Below are 14009 nucleotides of genomic sequence, written 5' to 3'. Positions count from 1 at the left end.
CTGCCTGTCGTGCGTGTATTTCGGGTATCGACGGTCAAGCAGGGGCGGCTGTCGGGCCGCCCCGTCCAGGCTTCAATGCTGGTGGGCGTGTCGGGCGTTGCTGGCGGCCCGTTCGGTGCCGCCCAGAATGTTGAACAGCAGGTTCAGGGCCAGCGCACTGAGGGTGGCCATGGCGATTCCGCTGTGGGTGATCGGGCTCATCCACAGGGGCAGGTGGGCGAAGAATTCCGGACGGACCACCGGAATCAGGCCCATGCCGATGCTCACCGCCACCAGCAGTTGATTGCGCCGGTCGGCGATATCGGTTTCCTGGAGGATCTTGATCCCGGTCGCCGCCACCATGCCGAACATGGCGATAGCCGCGCCACCCAGTACCGCCGGGGGAATCGAGGCCACCAGGAAAGCCGCCTTGGGCAGCAGGCTCAGCACGATCAGCAGGCCGCCGGCGACTATGGTCACCGAGCGGCAGCGCACGCCGGTCATCTGCACCAGGCCGATGTTCTGGGCGAACGAAGAGTGGGTGAAAGTGTTGAGGAAACCGGCGAAAAACGAGGCGCCGGCATCACACAGCAGGCCACGGCGGAGCATGCGCGGGGTGACTTCCTGGCCGGTGATTTTCCCCAGGGCGAGGAACATCCCGGTGGACTCGACGAAGATGATCACCACCACCAGGCACATCGAAAGGATCGGCGCCAGATGGAACTGCGGCATGCCGAAATGCAGCGGAGTGACCACCTGCACCCAGGGCGCCTGGGCCATACCGCTGAGGTCGACCATGCCAATCAGGCCGCAGAGCACGTAGCCCAGGCCCATGCCGATCAGCACGGAAATGTTCACCCAGAAACCGCGCATGAACCGATGCACCAGCAGGATGGTGCCCAGCACCAGCGCGGCGATGGTCAGGTAGATGGGGGAGCCGAACTCGGCATTGTGGCTACCGCCGCCCGCCCAGTTCACCGCGACCGGGAACAGCGACAGGCCGATGGAGGTGATGACGGTGCCGGTGACCAGTGGCGGAAAGAAGCGCACCACCTTGGACATGAAGGGCGCGATGAGCATGCCGAAGAAACCGGCGGCGATGGTCGCACCAAAGATCCCCTGCAGGCCGATGCCCGGCATGCCGGCCATGGCGACCATGCTGCCCACGGCGGCGAAGCTGGCACCCATCATCACTGGCATGCGAATGCCCATGGGGCCGATGCCGAGGGATTGCACGAGGGTGGCGATGCCGGCGACCAGCAGGTCGGCATTGATCAGGAAGGCGATTTCTTCGCGACTCAGACCCGCGGCCTGTCCGATGATCAGTGGCACCGCGATGGCGCCTCCGTACATCAGCAGAACATGCTGCAACCCGACCAGGATCAGTTGCAAAAGAGGCAGTCGCGCAATGGCGGGTGCGTCGGGGATGCGCGGTTCGGTTAACGCGGACATGCAACACCTCGGATCTTCTTATTCTTGTGATTAGAAAGCTGTGTGGTTGCGAACAGCTTTTTTGCAGCAGGCCAACCGCGTGGCGGTTGATCGCGAGCAAGCTTCGCTCCTACAGAAGCAACACACATGCTGTAGGCGCGAGGCTTGCCCGCGATAGCGGTCGTCAGGCACCGCGGTACTAGTTGGTGCGCGCCCCCTGGTTGATCCAGGCGCCGATCAGGTCACGTTCCTGCTGGGTCATCTGGGTGATATTGCCCAGCGGCATGATCTGGCTGGCGACTGCCTGGGCCTGGATCCGTGGGGCCTGGAGCTTGATCTGCTCGGGGGTGTCGAACATCACGCCGGCCGGCGCGGCACTGAACAGCGGGCTGGTGGGCTTGGCCGAGTGGCAGACGGTGCAACGTTCCTGGATCACGTTGTGCACCTTGTCGAAGGTCGGGCCCTGGGCCGCCGTGGACGCTTGTGCCGGAGCCACTTCGGGAGTCGCCGGAGCTGCTGGAGCCGCTGCGGTTTCAGGCTTGGCGCCGCCGCCGATGGCGGTTTCCGGCAGTGGCTGGTACTCGATCTTCGCTGGGGCCTTGGCCACTTCCGGGCTGTTGGCCATTTGCGCGGGGCCGGTGACGTAGGCCAGGCAGATCATGCCCAGGGCGGCGACCGGCAGGGTCCAGGCGAACTTGTGGCTGTCGTGGCGGGTGTTGAAGTAGTGACGCACCAGCACCGCCAGCACCGCGATCCCGGCCAGGATCAACCAGTTGTACTGGCTGCCGTAGGTGCTCGGAAAGTGGTTGCTGATCATGATGAACAGCACGGGCAGGGTGAAGTAGTTGTTGTGGCGCGAACGCAGCAGGCCCTTGGCCGGCAGGGTCGGGTCCGGCGTGCGGTTTTCCGCGATGGCGGCCACCAGCGCGCGCTGGGCCGGCATGATGATGCGGAACACGTTGCCGACCATGATGGTGCCGATGATGGCGCCGACGTGCAGGTAGGCGCCGCGACCGCTGAACACCTTGCTGAAGCCATAGGCCGCGGCGATCAACAGCACGAACAGGATGAAGCCGAGCAGGGCGGGTTTCTTGCCCAGGGGCGAGTCGCAGAGGAAGTCGTAGACGAACCAGCCGGCGATCAGCGAACCGATGCCGATGGCCACGCCTTCAGGGCCGGTCAGGCCGCTGCCGGGCGCTACCAGGTAGAGCATCGGGTTGTAGTAGAACACCAGGCACAGCAGGGCGATCCCCGACATCCAGGTGAAGTAGGCTTCCCATTTGAACCAGTGCAGGTTTTCCGGCATGGACGGTGGGGCCAGTTTGTATTTTTCCAGGTGATAGATGCCGCCACCGTGGATTGCCCAGAGGTCGCCCGACAGGCCGTCCTTGGGATTGACGCGATTGAGGTTGTTTTCCAGCCAGACGAAGTAGAACGACGCGCCGATCCAGGCCACGCCAGTGATCATGTGAACCCAACGCACGCTCAGGTTGAGCCATTCCAACAGATGTGCTTCCACAGTCTTTACCTCTCGCCTGTCACCCTTGTTTTCGGGTGATCAGACCTTCTCTTATTGGTGGGGGGCGAGGATCAAACACTCATCCTCTTCAAAGAAATGCTCATCGCAGTTATTGCCTGTGCCACTGCGATCAACCACCAGGAAGTCATCCCGCTTTTCGATCGTCAGCACCGGGTGGTGCCAGACGCCGCGATGGTAATTAATGCCCTGCCTGCCATTGCTGACAAAGGCGCGGACCAAGCCCGATACAGGTGCATCGCCAAGTGGCGCGACCACGATCAGAAAGGGATTGCCGAGCAGCGGAATGAAAGCCTGGCTGCCCAGCGGATGGCGCTCCAGCATGCGGACGGTCAAGGGCATGTCCAGCGCGTCGGCGCGGAAGATGCTGATGATCGCCTTGTCGTCCGGCGTGGCGGTTTCCACGGTAGCCAGACGATGGAAGCGCATGGTCGAACCGTTGTTGATCATGAAGTGATCGCTGCCGTCGGTTTCGATCACGTCACCGAAGGGGGCGAAGGCTTCTTTGCTCAGCGGTTCGATCATCAATGTGCGCATGCTGTTCTTCTTAATCTGTGAATTCGGTTTTTCGGTCAGTATGTTTTTTGTAGGAGCGAAGCTGGCTCGCGATGGCGTCAGACCGGACAGCAGGTGTCGACCGGACAACCGCTATCGCGAGCCAGCTTCGCTCCTACAGGCTCGGCATTACCGAGCGACCTTGCCCAGGATCCGCAGGCGGCTGACACCACCGTCCGGGAACACGTTCAGGCGGATATGGGTGATCGGGCCCAGGGCCTTGATCTGCTCGGCGAAGGTATGTTCGGCGTGCATTTCCAGCTTCTGGCTCGGCAGCAGTTCACGCCAGAACAGCGACTGGGTTTCGATCTGGCTGTCGGTACCGCCCTTGACGAAGGCGCCCTGGATCGAGCAGCTGTCCGGGTAGTTGCCCTTGAAGTGCAGGGTGTCGACGATGATTTTCTCGATCTCGCCCGGATGGCCCAGGGCGACGATCACCCAGTCATTGCCTGGCGTGCGGCGGCGTGCGGTTTCCCAGCCATCGCCCATGTTGATGCCGCGGCCCGGGTTGAGGATGTTGCTCATGCGGCCGAAGTGTTCGTCGGAGCAGGCGAGGGCGCGGCCGCCGTTGAGGGCGGCTGCCAGGTCGATCTGCTCGTTGTCGCCGACCGCCGACCAGTCGCGGTACGGAATGCCATACACGCGCAGGCGGGCCACGCCGCCATCCGGGTAGATGTTGAAGCGCAGGTGGCTGAACGCCTGGTCGTTGCTGATCTCGTGGTAGTGGTGGCTGTTGCCTTGCAGCTCGACGGCCGACAGCACTTCCACCCACTGGGTGTTTTCATTCGGTTCGCCTTGGGCCAGGAAGCAGGCTTCCAGGGAGGCCGACGGCGGGAAGTTGCCGGTGAAGAATGAGGTGTCGATGTCCACGCCTTTGATCTGGCCAGGCACACCCAGGCGGATCACCGCGCTGTCGTAGCCTTCGAAGCGCTTGCGGCGCGACTCCCAGCCGTCCATCCACTTGCCGTTGTCATCGAAAACGCCCTCCTTCCATACGGCCGGGGTCGGCTGGAACAGACGGTTGGCGTCAGCGAACCAGTCATCGGTCACCGAGATGATCTTGGTGCCCAGGCGGGCGTCGGCCAGGTTGACGAACTTCTCGAAAGGTACGGCGTAAGCTTTCATTCTTCTTGTCTGCCTTTATAGAGTGGCTTGGGATGCTTGCAGGGCCCTGGGCACGTTTTGTACTCGGGCCAGGCTTGCTAGAGAGTCAGTAATCGGAACAGGGCGATCTTGTTGATCTCCGCCAGCGCGCACCTGAATTCGGTGTCCACCGAGTTGTGGATGCGGGCTTCGAACGCCGCGAGGATCTGATGCCGGTTGCTGCCTTTTACCGCCATGATGAAGGGAAACTTGAACTTGGCCTTGTAGGCGTCGTTCAGCTCGGTGAAGCGCTGGAACTCTTCGGCCGTGCATTGGTGAATACCCGCGCCAGACTGTTCTTCAGTGCTGGCCGCGGTCAGTTGCCCCTGGACGGCGGCTTTGCCGGCCAGGTCCGGGTGAGCGTTGATCAGGGCCAACTGGCTCTGGTGGTCGGCGCTCAACAGGATGTCGCTCATGCGCTGGTGCAGGACGTCGATCCGGTCGATCGAGGCATCCTGGCCCAGGTCGAAGGCCTTTTCGGCAACCCATGGCGAATGTTCGTAGATGTCGGCGAAGGCTTTGACGAAGGCGTCGCGGCTCAGGGTCGAGGGTTTCAGGGTTTGGAAGGTGCTCATTTCGCCGCCCCCGGGAACGGATGGGTTTGCTGCCAGTGGCGGGCGATGTCCACGCGGCGGGTGAACCAGACCTGATCGTGACCTTTAACGTACTCGATAAAACGCTTCAGGGCGGCCAGGCGCGCCGGGCGGCCGATCAGGCGGCAGTGCAGGCCGATGGACAGCATCTTCGGCGCCTCGGCGCCTTCGGCGTACAGCACGTCGAAGGCATCCTTGAGGTACTGGTAGAAGTCGTCGCCGTTGTTGAAGCCCTGGACCTGGGTGAAACGCATGTCGTTGGTGTCCAGGGTATAGGGGATCACCAGGTGCGCCTTGCCGGTCGGGTTGTTGGCTTCCCAGTAGGGCAGGTCGTCGTCGTAGGTGTCGCAGTCGTAGAGGAAACCGCCTTCTTCCATCACCAGGCGCCGGGTGTTCGGGCCGGTGCGGCCGGTGTACCAGCCCAGCGGGCGCTCACCGGTGATTTCGGTGAGGATGCGGATCGCTTCGAGCATGTGCTCGCGTTCCTGGGCTTCGTCCATGTACTGGTAGTCGATCCAGCGGTAGCCGTGGCTGCAGATCTCGTGGCCGGCCTCGACCATGGCGCGGATCACGTCCGGATGGCGCTGGGCGGCCATGGCGACGGCGAAGATGGTCAGCGGAATGTCGAATTCCTTGAACAGCTTGAGGATCCGCCAGACGCCGGCACGGCTGCCATACTCGTACAGCGATTCCATGCTCATGTTGCGTTCGCCCTGCAGGGGCTGGGCGGCGACCATTTCCGAAAGGAAGGCTTCCGACTCCTTGTCGCCGTGCAGGATATTGCGCTCGCCGCCTTCTTCGTAATTGAGCACGAACGACAGGGCGATGCGGGCATTGCCCGGCCAGTGAGGGTGAGGAGGGTTGGAGCCGTAACCGATCAGGTCGCGTGGGTAGTCAGCGCTCACTGCAGTCTTCCTTCTTATCGTGATAACGGTGGCGTGGCGGGGCCTGGGGGGAAGGACAGGCTGGCGTCACAGCGATGGGCTGATTGTATACAACTTTTCATTCGGTTTGTAAGCCCGATTTTTTGCATTTTTCATCGATTGTGTTCATGCCTGGGTACTGCAAGAAACCTGCCTGGTTGGTCAGCTAATGGATGAAAAGTCTTCTGTCCTCATGGTGTAGCCGCTGATCAAGGGAATACGGGGGCTTGCTCGAAGTACCCGGAAATGGGTGATTTTTATTGTGTACAATTTTTTTGAAAAGTGTCTTAATAAATTCCTCGCCGCATCCTTTCGTGCTCCGAAACGGTGCGGTCTCCTTATCAACTGACTTCAGGAGGCGCGAGGTCTGGACGTGTGAGCGCGCACAGACACGCAGAATCAATGGGACGTTTGACTACACACGTGTTGGATGCCGCGCATGGCTGCCCAGGCAGCGCCATCAAGGTCGAGTTGTACCGGGTCGAAGGTACGCAGCTGGAACTGGTCGCCAGTGCCCTGACCAACAGCGACGGCCGTTGCGATGCGCCGCTGCTGCAAGGTGATGACTACCGCACCGGGGTTTACCAACTGCAATTCCATGCCGGTGATTACTACCGTGCCCGCGGCGTACAACTGCCCGAACCTGCGTTTCTCGATGTGGTGGTGCTGCGCTTTGGCATCTCGGCCGAGCAGGAGCATTACCACGTACCGCTGCTGATCTCGCCCTACAGCTATTCGACCTACAGAGGAAGCTAGGACTTTCCCCCCACGAAGCCTGCGCAAATAGCTTCTTTGGTCTTTCGCCCGCTCACACTGCGGGCTTTTTTTCGTCCCCAGAAAGGTGGTGCTTGTGAGGACGCTATCGCGGGCAAGTCGGATCGCCGCCCTCTCGCTCCTACAGGATTGGCTTCTGTAGGAGCGAGGCTTGCCCGCAATGCTTTCAGCGGCTCAACAGCGACGCGGCACCGGCGCCGCTGAACAGCCCGGCGCTGACCCGGTTGAACCAGCTCTGGCCCTTGCCGCTGCGCAGGTAGCGCGCCGCACCGTGGGCACCCAGGCCGTAAGCCAGCTTGCACAGCAGGTCGAGTACGGTCCAGGTGGCGATCATGATCAGCAGCTGGGGCAGGAAGGGCTGCTCGGCGCTGAGAAACTGCGGCAGAAACGCGGCGAAGAACAGAATGTCTTTCGGGTTGCTGGCACCCAGCACAAAAGCGCGCCCGAACAGTGCGCGAAAGCGTGGTTTCGGTGCGGCCTCGGGCACTTCGGCGCCATGAGACGGCTGCCGCGATTGCTGCCAGCTTTGCCAGGCGAGATAGAACAGGTACAGCGCGCCGACGATTTTCAGGGCGCTGAACAGCTGTTCCGAGGCCAGCAGCAGGGCGCCCAGGCCCAGGGCCGAGGCGCTCAGCAGGCAGATCGAGGCAAACACGCCGCCGAGAAACGCCGGGTAGGACCGGCGCAAACCGTAATTCAGGCTGTTGCTGATCATCAGCAGGGACAGCGGGCCCGGAATCAGGATCACCACCAGTGCTGCGCCGCTGAACAGCAGCCAGGTTTCCACGCTCATTGCCTTTCTCCTTATGCGCAAAAGCCTCACCCGACGGGGTGAGGCCGTTTGAAACCGATGTACCTACAAGAAAATGAACTTGGCGATAAAGATCGCGCACAGCACCCACAGGCTGATGGAGATTTCCTTGTACTTGCCCGTCCCGGCCTTCAAGGCCACGTAGGTGATGAAGCCCAGGGCGATACCGTCGGCGACTGAGAAGGTCAGCGGCATCATGATGGCGGTCACGATCGCCGGGATGCTGTCGGTGGCCTCTTCCCAATCGATGTGGGCCATGCCGCCCATCATCAGCATCGCCACATAAATCAGCGCGCCGGCGGTGGCATAAGCGGGGATCATGCCAGCCAGCGGTGCGAAAAACATGGCTGCGATAAATAGCACACCTACGGTCACTGCGGTAAGACCAGTCCGACCACCTGCGGCAACGCCCGCGGCACTTTCCACGTAGCTGGTCACGGGCGGAACGCCGACCACCGCACCGAAGACGCTGGAGGCGCTGTCCGCCTTCAGGGCGCGGGAAAGGTTCTCGATCTTGCCGTCGGGGTTGACCAGGCCGGCGCGCTGGGCCACGCCCATCAGGGTGCCGGCGGTATCGAACATGTGCACGAAGAGGAAGGCCAGCACCACGCTGATCATGCTGACGTTGAACACCCCGGCCACGTCCATGGCCATCCAGGTCGGTGCCAGGCTCGGCGGGGCCGACATGATGCCCTCGTAGTGCACCAGGCCCAGGCCCCAGCCGGCCAGGGTCACGGTGATGATGCTGATGAGGATCGCGCCGAACACCCGGTGATAACTGAGCACGGCAATCATCAGGAAGCAGACCGCCGCCAGCAGCGGGCCGGGTTCGCGCAGGGAGCCGAGCTTGATCAGGGTGGCCGGGCTATCGACCACGATGCCTGCGGTTTTCAAACCGATCAGCCCCAGGAACAAACCCACGCCGGCGCCCATGGCAAAACGCAGGCTGGCCGGAATGCTGTTGAGCAGCCATTCGCGGATCCGCGAGAAGGTCAGGAACATGAACAGCACGCCGGAAACGAACACTGCACCGAGGGCGGTTTCCCAGTTGTAACCCATGGTTCCGACCACGGTGTAGGTGAAAAAGGCGTTCAGCCCCATGCCGGGCGCCAGGCCTACCGGCCAGTTGGCGTATAGCCCCATCAACAGGCAACCCAGGGCGGCGGCGATGCAGGTGGCGACGAAGGCCGCGCCGTGGTCGATGCCGGCGTCGGCCATGATGTTGGGGTTGACGAAGATGATGTAGGCCATGGTGATGAAGGTCGTCAGACCGGCGATCAACTCGGTCTTCACCGTGGTGCCATGCAACCTGAGTTTGAAGATGCGCTCCAGCCAGCCACTGTTCAGCGGCGGCGAGAGTTCCAGCGTAGGGGCTTCGGATTTGCGGCTTTCCACAGCGAGTACTCCTCAAGAGTTTTATTATTTTTTCCAGAGCCGGGCACGTGAGGGTGGGCAGCGGCTCTTTGAGGCATGTAAGGCTTGCGGGCTTTTATTGACCTTTAGGTCAGGACTCGCACGTGGCGAATTATGCTTTTGTATACAAAGAAAGCAAATAATGTTTTTTAGGTTGTGTGCGAAAAGTCCGCCAGAAAGGCTATATGCCCTGTAGCCGCTGGCGCAGCCTGCGATCGAGCGCGCAGCGGTCGTAATGGGGCTGACGCGGTCCTGCAGAAGTATCGGGTATGCAGGTTGACGACCGTTGCGTGCTCGCGGGCTTTGGTGTCAGCGGTTTTCGCCCAGAGCCTTGTTCACCGCCAGCCAGCCATCCACTGCCGCTTCGCCGGCCTCGGCGAATACCCGTTGCAGCAGCTTGACCTGCTCGCGCCGCAGCGATTGCTCAAAGCGCGCGCCGTCTTCTGTCAGCTCCAGCAGGCGTTTGCGCTTGTCACTCTGCGAGGCAACGCTGTTGACCAGGTGCATCTCCATCAATTGGCGCAGTGGGATATTCAGCGCCTGCTTGCTCACGCCCAGTGCCGTGAGCAGTTCTTTCACGCTCAGCCCCGGATAGCGGGCGATGAAAAACACGATGCGCTGGTGCACGCGACTCAGGCCGCGACGCTCGAGCATTTCGTCGGCCTTGGCGGTGAACGCCTGGTAACCAAAGAAGAAGGCTTCCATGGCGGCTTGTTGGGTGGTCTGGTTTTTAAGGTCAAGCATATTGACGTATCTGCGAAAGTCGGCGTAATTTCGGTCAAGCAGTTTGACGTATTTTCCTCCGCCTTTGCTACCGGTGACCTCATGGCCTTCTCCGAACGTGTTTCGCGTCTTAAAAGCTCACTGATCCGTGAAATCCTTGCCGCCGCGCAGCGTCCGGAAGTGATGTCGTTCGCCGGAGGCCTGCCCGCCGAAGCGATGCTGCCGAAGATCGATTGGCAGGCGATGCCGGTGTCCATGGGCCAATACGGCATGAGTGAAGGCGAGCCACAGCTGCGCGAGGCCCTGGCGGCACAGGCCCGGGCGCTGGGCGTGCCGTGCGAGGCCAGCCAGGTGCTGGTGGTCAGCGGCTCCCAGCAGACCCTCGATCTGGCGGCCAAGCTGTACATCGACAAGGGCACCGAGATCATGCTGGAAGCGCCGACTTATCTCGCGGCACTGCAGATCTTTCAGCTGTTCGGCGCCGATTGCCTGACCGTGCAGCTTCAGGCCGATGGGCCGGATCTGGCGCAATTGCGCGCCTGCCTGGAGCAGCATCGTCCTGCGTTCATCTACCTGATCCCGACCTTCCAGAATCCTTCGGCGGTGCGTTACAGCGAGGCCAAGCGCGATGCCGTGGCGGCGCTGCTCGACGAGTTCGGAGTGACCCTGATCGAAGACGAGCCTTACCGCGAACTGACGTTCGATGGCGGCAACGCCACGCCTATTGTCGGGCGCCTGCGCAAGGCCAGTTGGATCTACACCGGCACGGTGTCGAAGACCCTGCTGCCAGGGTTGCGGGTCGGTTACCTGATCGCCAGCCCGGACCTGTTTCCCCATCTGCTGCGGTTGAAGCAATCGGCGGACCTGCACACCAACCGCGTCGGCCAATGGCAGGCGCTGCAATGGATAGGTACCGAGCAGTACCAGCGGCACCTGGGCGAATTGCGTGATTTCTACCGGGTGCGCCGCGATGGTTTTCAGGCCGCCCTGCAACGTCATTTCGGCGATCTGGCCGATTGGCAGGTGCCCCAGGGCGGGCTGTTTTTCTGGTTGACCTTGAAACAGCCGCTGGACACCCGCACTTTGCTGAAAGCGGCGCTGGAGCAGGACGTGGCATTCATGCCGGGCGAACCCTTCTTCTCCGAGCCGGACCGCAATCCAGGTCACCTGCGGTTGAATTTCAGTCATATCGATCCGGCGCGTCTGGACGAAGGTCTCAAGCGGCTGGCCACCGTGGTACGTCAAGCACAGGCTGCACAGGCAGCCTAAGGGGAGAGGGCCATGTACAAGGTTTATGGGGATTACCGGTCCGGCAACTGCTACAAGGTCAAGCTGATGCTCAATCTGCTGGGCCTGCCTTACGAGTGGCACGCCGTGGACATCTTGAACGGGGATACGCAGACCGAGGCGTTTCTGGCGAAGAACCCCAACGGCAAGATCCCGGTGCTGGAGCTGGAAGACGGCACCTGCCTGTGGGAGTCGAACGCGATTCTCAACTTTCTCGCCGACGGCAGCGAATTCCTGCCGAGCGAGCCGCGTTTACGCACGCAAGTGCTGCAATGGCAGTTTTTCGAGCAATACAGCCATGAGCCGTACATTGCCGTGGCACGTTTCATCCAGCTCTATCTGGGGCTGCCGCAAGAGCGCCAACACGAATACGAGAAGCTGCAAAAGCGTGGTTACAAGGCATTGGACGTGATGGAACACCAGTTGGCGCGCACGCCGTATCTGGTGGGCGAGCAGTACTCGATTGCCGATATCGCGCTCTATGCCTACACCCATGTCGCCCATGAAGGTGGCTTCGACCTGGCGCGCTACCCGGGCATCCAGGCGTGGATGCAGCGGGTGGAAAGCCATCCGCGGCATGTCGGGATGCTCGACTGAGTCTCTGCGGGAAACAAAAAACCGACCCTTGGGTCGGTTTTTTTATGGTCTGGATCTTGTGGGGGGCTGTTCTGGCGCGATGACGTCCTTCAGAACGCCACCAACCATTCAAGCTGTTGCAAAGCGCTTGTCCAGATAATCGATGATCACCTTGGACTCGTACATCCAGGTGGTCTGGCCGTTTTCTTCGATACGCAGGCACGGCACCTTGATCTTGCCGCCTTGCTCCAGCAGGGCCTGGCGATCCTGTTCGTTGTTTTTCGCGTCACGCAGGGCCACCGGAATGTTCAGGCGGTGCAGGGTGCGGCGGGTTTTCACGCAGAACGGGCAGGCGTGGAACTGGTACAGGGTCAGACCCTTGGCGGCCTGTTCGACCTGGGCTTGAGCGGCGGCGGGGCGCTGCTGCTTGCGTGGGCGGGTGATGAAGTCGATGAAGATGATGAGCTGGCCCAGGCCGACTCGAAGCGCTTTGACGATCACAATATTGCCTCTTGCCCATGAAAGAAGGGGCGGCAGCTTACCTGATTTTTGCCAGGCGAAAAAAAACCGGCGATGAACGCCGGTTCTTTCGGGCAGCCGTTTACTTGATCAGGCTGAGAAACTCGCTGCGGGTTGCCGCGTTTTCGCGGAACTCGCCCAGCATCACCGAGGTGATCATCGACGAGTTCTGCTTCTCCACACCGCGCATCATCATGCACATGTGCTTGGCCTCGATCACCACCGCGACGCCCAGGGCGCCGGTCACTTGCTGGACCGCGTCGGCGATCTGGCGGCTGAGGTTTTCCTGGATCTGCAGGCGGCGCGCGTACATGTCGACGATGCGCGCGACTTTCGACAGGCCCAGCACCTTGCCACTCGGAATGTAGGCGACGTGAGCCTTGCCGATGAAAGGCAGCAGGTGGTGCTCGCACAGCGAGTAGAGCTCGATGTCCTTGACCAGCACCATTTCGCTGTTATCGGAGCTGAACAAGGCACCGTTGGTGACTTCTTCCAGCGTTTGTTCATAACCGCGGCAGAGGTACTGCATGGCTTTGGCGGCACGTTTTGGCGTGTCGAGCAGGCCCTCGCGGGAGACGTCTTCGCCCAATTGGCCGAGGATCGCCGTGTAATTCTGTTCCAGGGACATGAAACTACCTGTGGGATTTTACGCAAAGAGCAAGGGTACGGTGGCGGACCGGGCGCTGCAAGCGCGACGAAGCGGCTTTACTCGTCGCGGCCTTCCATCATGGTGCGTTTGAGCATCACGTAGACCGCCCCGGCACCGCCATGTTTGGCCTGGCACGAGGTGAAGCCGAGTACCTGGGGATGCTGGCGTAGCCAGGTGTTGACGTGGCTCTTGATCATCGGCCGCTTGCCGTCCAGGCGCACGGCCTTGCCGTGGGTGACGCGCACGCAGCGGATTTCGAACTTGGTGGCTTCGGCGAGGAATGCCCAGAGGGTTTCCCGGGCCTTTTCCACGTTCATGCCGTGCAGGTCGAGGCTGCCCTCGAAAGGGATCTGGCCGACCTTGAGCTTGCGCATCTGGCTTTCCTGAACCCCGTCGCGGGCCCACATCAGCTCGTCTTCCGGGCCGACATCGATCACGAACTGATCGGACAGCCCGTCGACGGTCGTGGTTTCGGTGCGCACGCTGGCTGCCTGGCGCAGCTTGGCGATCTGCGCCCGGTCAGCCTTGGGTTTGCCGGTTTCGGCGCGATCGTGCTTGATCGGCTTGACGCCTTGGATCGCGCTTTTGAACAGGGAAAAATCGTCGTCTTGCATGTCAGCCTCCGCGAAGACCGAGCAGTTTACCCAACTCGACGGGAGAGGGGCGGGACAAAACGTGTTGCCGTCGATTCAGTCATGCTTCTTCATCAGGTGGGGAGCCATGTTCAGGGTCTGCGGCTGGCGCATGCGCCGCCGGCAGCGACGCCACAGCCAGACGCCGACATACAGCAGTAACAGACCGACCGCTAGAATCACCGCGGAACCCGCCGGACTTGCATTCAATTCGCCCAGCGCCGGAGGGCGCCCCAACAGGCTGGCGGCCCCGGCCATCGCCAGCAGCACACCGAAGGTCGCCAGCAACGCGGAGAATCCCGCGCCCAGGCGCAAACGCCAGTTCCGCGGGCCTTTGGGCCGCAGACGACGTGCGTCAAAACCATCGGATATCTTCATTCCGACCTTCCTCAATGGGTATCGGCCCTTCGACCGAAAGATGACCGGGTGGTTCCTGAGGCTAAGGCAATTACGGCAAATGAGAG

Annotated in this window: 16 protein-coding genes; 3 read left to right on the top strand and 13 right to left on the bottom strand. The window is 61.5% G+C overall.

Features of this window, described 5'->3' with window-relative positions; genetic code table 11:
* Nucleotides 1-72: 72 nt before the first annotated feature.
* From C4K27_RS22540 to puuE, 6 genes are all read right to left on the bottom strand, one after another.
* Complete coding sequence (locus tag C4K27_RS22540; protein ID WP_053262224.1) at nt 73-1431, bottom strand: nucleobase:cation symporter-2 family protein; 1359 nt, start codon at nt 1429-1431, stop codon at nt 73-75.
* Between the two features lie 178 nt (nt 1432-1609).
* On the bottom strand, nt 1610-2929 hold the full coding sequence (locus C4K27_RS22535) for a urate hydroxylase PuuD (protein WP_053262223.1): 1320 nt from the start codon (nt 2927-2929) through the stop codon (nt 1610-1612).
* A gap of 51 nt (nt 2930-2980) precedes the next feature.
* The gene (locus C4K27_RS22530) at nt 2981-3484 is read right to left on the bottom strand and encodes an ureidoglycolate lyase (RefSeq protein ID WP_007921785.1); all 504 of its coding nucleotides are present in this window, start codon (nt 3482-3484) and stop codon (nt 2981-2983) included.
* Nucleotides 3485-3631: 147 nt separating this feature from the next.
* The gene (gene alc, locus C4K27_RS22525) at nt 3632-4627 is read right to left on the bottom strand and encodes an allantoicase (protein WP_053262222.1); all 996 of its coding nucleotides are present in this window, start codon (nt 4625-4627) and stop codon (nt 3632-3634) included.
* Between the two features lie 77 nt (nt 4628-4704).
* Nucleotides 4705-5220 (bottom strand): 2-oxo-4-hydroxy-4-carboxy-5-ureidoimidazoline decarboxylase, encoded by a 516-nt coding sequence (gene uraD / locus C4K27_RS22520; protein ID WP_009045056.1) that lies wholly within the window; start codon nt 5218-5220, stop codon nt 4705-4707.
* Entirely contained in the window at nt 5217-6143 is a 927-nt protein-coding gene (gene puuE, locus C4K27_RS22515) for an allantoinase PuuE (protein WP_053262221.1), read from the bottom strand. The genes uraD and puuE overlap by 4 nt, the downstream gene beginning before the upstream one ends.
* 420 nt (nt 6144-6563) lie before the next feature.
* Here puuE and uraH point away from each other — a divergent pair, with 420 nt between their 5' ends.
* Nucleotides 6564-6917: a hydroxyisourate hydrolase gene (gene uraH / locus C4K27_RS22510; RefSeq protein WP_023966464.1), complete on the top strand. Its 354-nt coding sequence runs from the start codon at nt 6564-6566 to the stop codon at nt 6915-6917.
* A 184-nt stretch (nt 6918-7101) separates the two neighbouring features.
* On the opposite strand, the gene C4K27_RS22505 is transcribed toward uraH, so the two are convergent.
* From C4K27_RS22505 to C4K27_RS22495, 3 genes are all read right to left on the bottom strand, one after another.
* A complete protein-coding gene (locus C4K27_RS22505; RefSeq protein WP_007921780.1) occupies nt 7102-7728 on the bottom strand; it encodes a LysE family translocator in 627 nt (208 codons plus the stop codon).
* 63 nt (nt 7729-7791) lie between these two features.
* Nucleotides 7792-9141: an NCS2 family permease gene (locus C4K27_RS22500; protein WP_009045053.1), complete on the bottom strand. Its 1350-nt coding sequence runs from the start codon at nt 9139-9141 to the stop codon at nt 7792-7794.
* 327 nt (nt 9142-9468) lie between these two features.
* Nucleotides 9469-9903 carry a MarR family transcriptional regulator gene (locus tag C4K27_RS22495; protein ID WP_007932281.1) on the bottom strand — a complete coding sequence of 145 codons (435 nt, stop codon included), beginning with the start codon at nt 9901-9903 and terminating at the stop codon, nt 9469-9471.
* An 81-nt stretch (nt 9904-9984) separates the two neighbouring features.
* On the opposite strand from C4K27_RS22495, the gene C4K27_RS22490 reads away from it, so the two are divergent.
* Nucleotides 9985-11151 carry an aminotransferase-like domain-containing protein gene (locus C4K27_RS22490; protein ID WP_053262220.1) on the top strand — a complete coding sequence of 389 codons (1167 nt, stop codon included), beginning with the start codon at nt 9985-9987 and terminating at the stop codon, nt 11149-11151.
* 12 nt (nt 11152-11163) lie between these two features.
* Nucleotides 11164-11766 carry a glutathione S-transferase family protein gene (locus C4K27_RS22485; RefSeq protein WP_053262219.1) on the top strand — a complete coding sequence of 201 codons (603 nt, stop codon included), beginning with the start codon at nt 11164-11166 and terminating at the stop codon, nt 11764-11766.
* Nucleotides 11767-11874: 108 nt separating this feature from the next.
* On the opposite strand, the gene C4K27_RS22480 is transcribed toward C4K27_RS22485, so the two are convergent.
* From C4K27_RS22480 to C4K27_RS22465, 4 genes are all read right to left on the bottom strand, one after another.
* Nucleotides 11875-12246 (bottom strand): glutathione S-transferase N-terminal domain-containing protein, encoded by a 372-nt coding sequence (locus C4K27_RS22480; protein ID WP_053262218.1) that lies wholly within the window; start codon nt 12244-12246, stop codon nt 11875-11877.
* A 100-nt stretch (nt 12247-12346) separates the two neighbouring features.
* The gene (gene folE / locus C4K27_RS22475) at nt 12347-12892 is read right to left on the bottom strand and encodes a GTP cyclohydrolase I FolE (RefSeq protein WP_003204506.1); all 546 of its coding nucleotides are present in this window, start codon (nt 12890-12892) and stop codon (nt 12347-12349) included.
* Nucleotides 12893-12969: 77 nt separating this feature from the next.
* Nucleotides 12970-13527 carry a Smr/MutS family protein gene (locus C4K27_RS22470; protein ID WP_007932272.1) on the bottom strand — a complete coding sequence of 186 codons (558 nt, stop codon included), beginning with the start codon at nt 13525-13527 and terminating at the stop codon, nt 12970-12972.
* A gap of 75 nt (nt 13528-13602) precedes the next feature.
* Nucleotides 13603-13923 (bottom strand): hypothetical protein, encoded by a 321-nt coding sequence (locus C4K27_RS22465; RefSeq protein WP_007932271.1) that lies wholly within the window; start codon nt 13921-13923, stop codon nt 13603-13605.
* Nucleotides 13924-14009: the final 86 nt, after the last annotated feature.

The sequence above is a fragment of the Pseudomonas chlororaphis subsp. chlororaphis genome, from assembly GCF_003945765.1.
GTDB lineage: Bacteria > Pseudomonadota > Gammaproteobacteria > Pseudomonadales > Pseudomonadaceae > Aquipseudomonas > Aquipseudomonas chlororaphis.
This window is presented reverse-complemented; position numbering and strand designations above follow the sequence as displayed.

Excerpts from the sequence above, each read along its gene's own strand:
- C4K27_RS22540 (WP_053262224.1), bottom strand. The coding sequence starts at position 1,431 with ATGTCCGCGTTAACCGAACCGCGCATCCCCGACGCACCCGCCATTGCG.
- C4K27_RS22530 (WP_007921785.1), bottom strand. The coding sequence starts at position 3,484 with ATGCGCACATTGATGATCGAACCGCTGAGCAAAGAAGCCTTCGCCCCC.
- alc (WP_053262222.1), bottom strand. The coding sequence starts at position 4,627 with ATGAAAGCTTACGCCGTACCTTTCGAGAAGTTCGTCAACCTGGCCGAC.
- uraD (WP_009045056.1), bottom strand. The coding sequence starts at position 5,220 with ATGAGCACCTTCCAAACCCTGAAACCCTCGACCCTGAGCCGCGACGCC.
- uraH (WP_023966464.1), top strand. The coding sequence starts at position 6,564 with ATGGGACGTTTGACTACACACGTGTTGGATGCCGCGCATGGCTGCCCA.
- C4K27_RS22505 (WP_007921780.1), bottom strand. The coding sequence starts at position 7,728 with ATGAGCGTGGAAACCTGGCTGCTGTTCAGCGGCGCAGCACTGGTGGTG.
- C4K27_RS22495 (WP_007932281.1), bottom strand. The coding sequence starts at position 9,903 with ATGCTTGACCTTAAAAACCAGACCACCCAACAAGCCGCCATGGAAGCC.
- C4K27_RS22490 (WP_053262220.1), top strand. The coding sequence starts at position 9,985 with ATGGCCTTCTCCGAACGTGTTTCGCGTCTTAAAAGCTCACTGATCCGT.
- C4K27_RS22485 (WP_053262219.1), top strand. The coding sequence starts at position 11,164 with ATGTACAAGGTTTATGGGGATTACCGGTCCGGCAACTGCTACAAGGTC.
- folE (WP_003204506.1), bottom strand. The coding sequence starts at position 12,892 with ATGTCCCTGGAACAGAATTACACGGCGATCCTCGGCCAATTGGGCGAA.
- C4K27_RS22470 (WP_007932272.1), bottom strand. The coding sequence starts at position 13,527 with ATGCAAGACGACGATTTTTCCCTGTTCAAAAGCGCGATCCAAGGCGTC.
- C4K27_RS22465 (WP_007932271.1), bottom strand. The coding sequence starts at position 13,923 with ATGAAGATATCCGATGGTTTTGACGCACGTCGTCTGCGGCCCAAAGGC.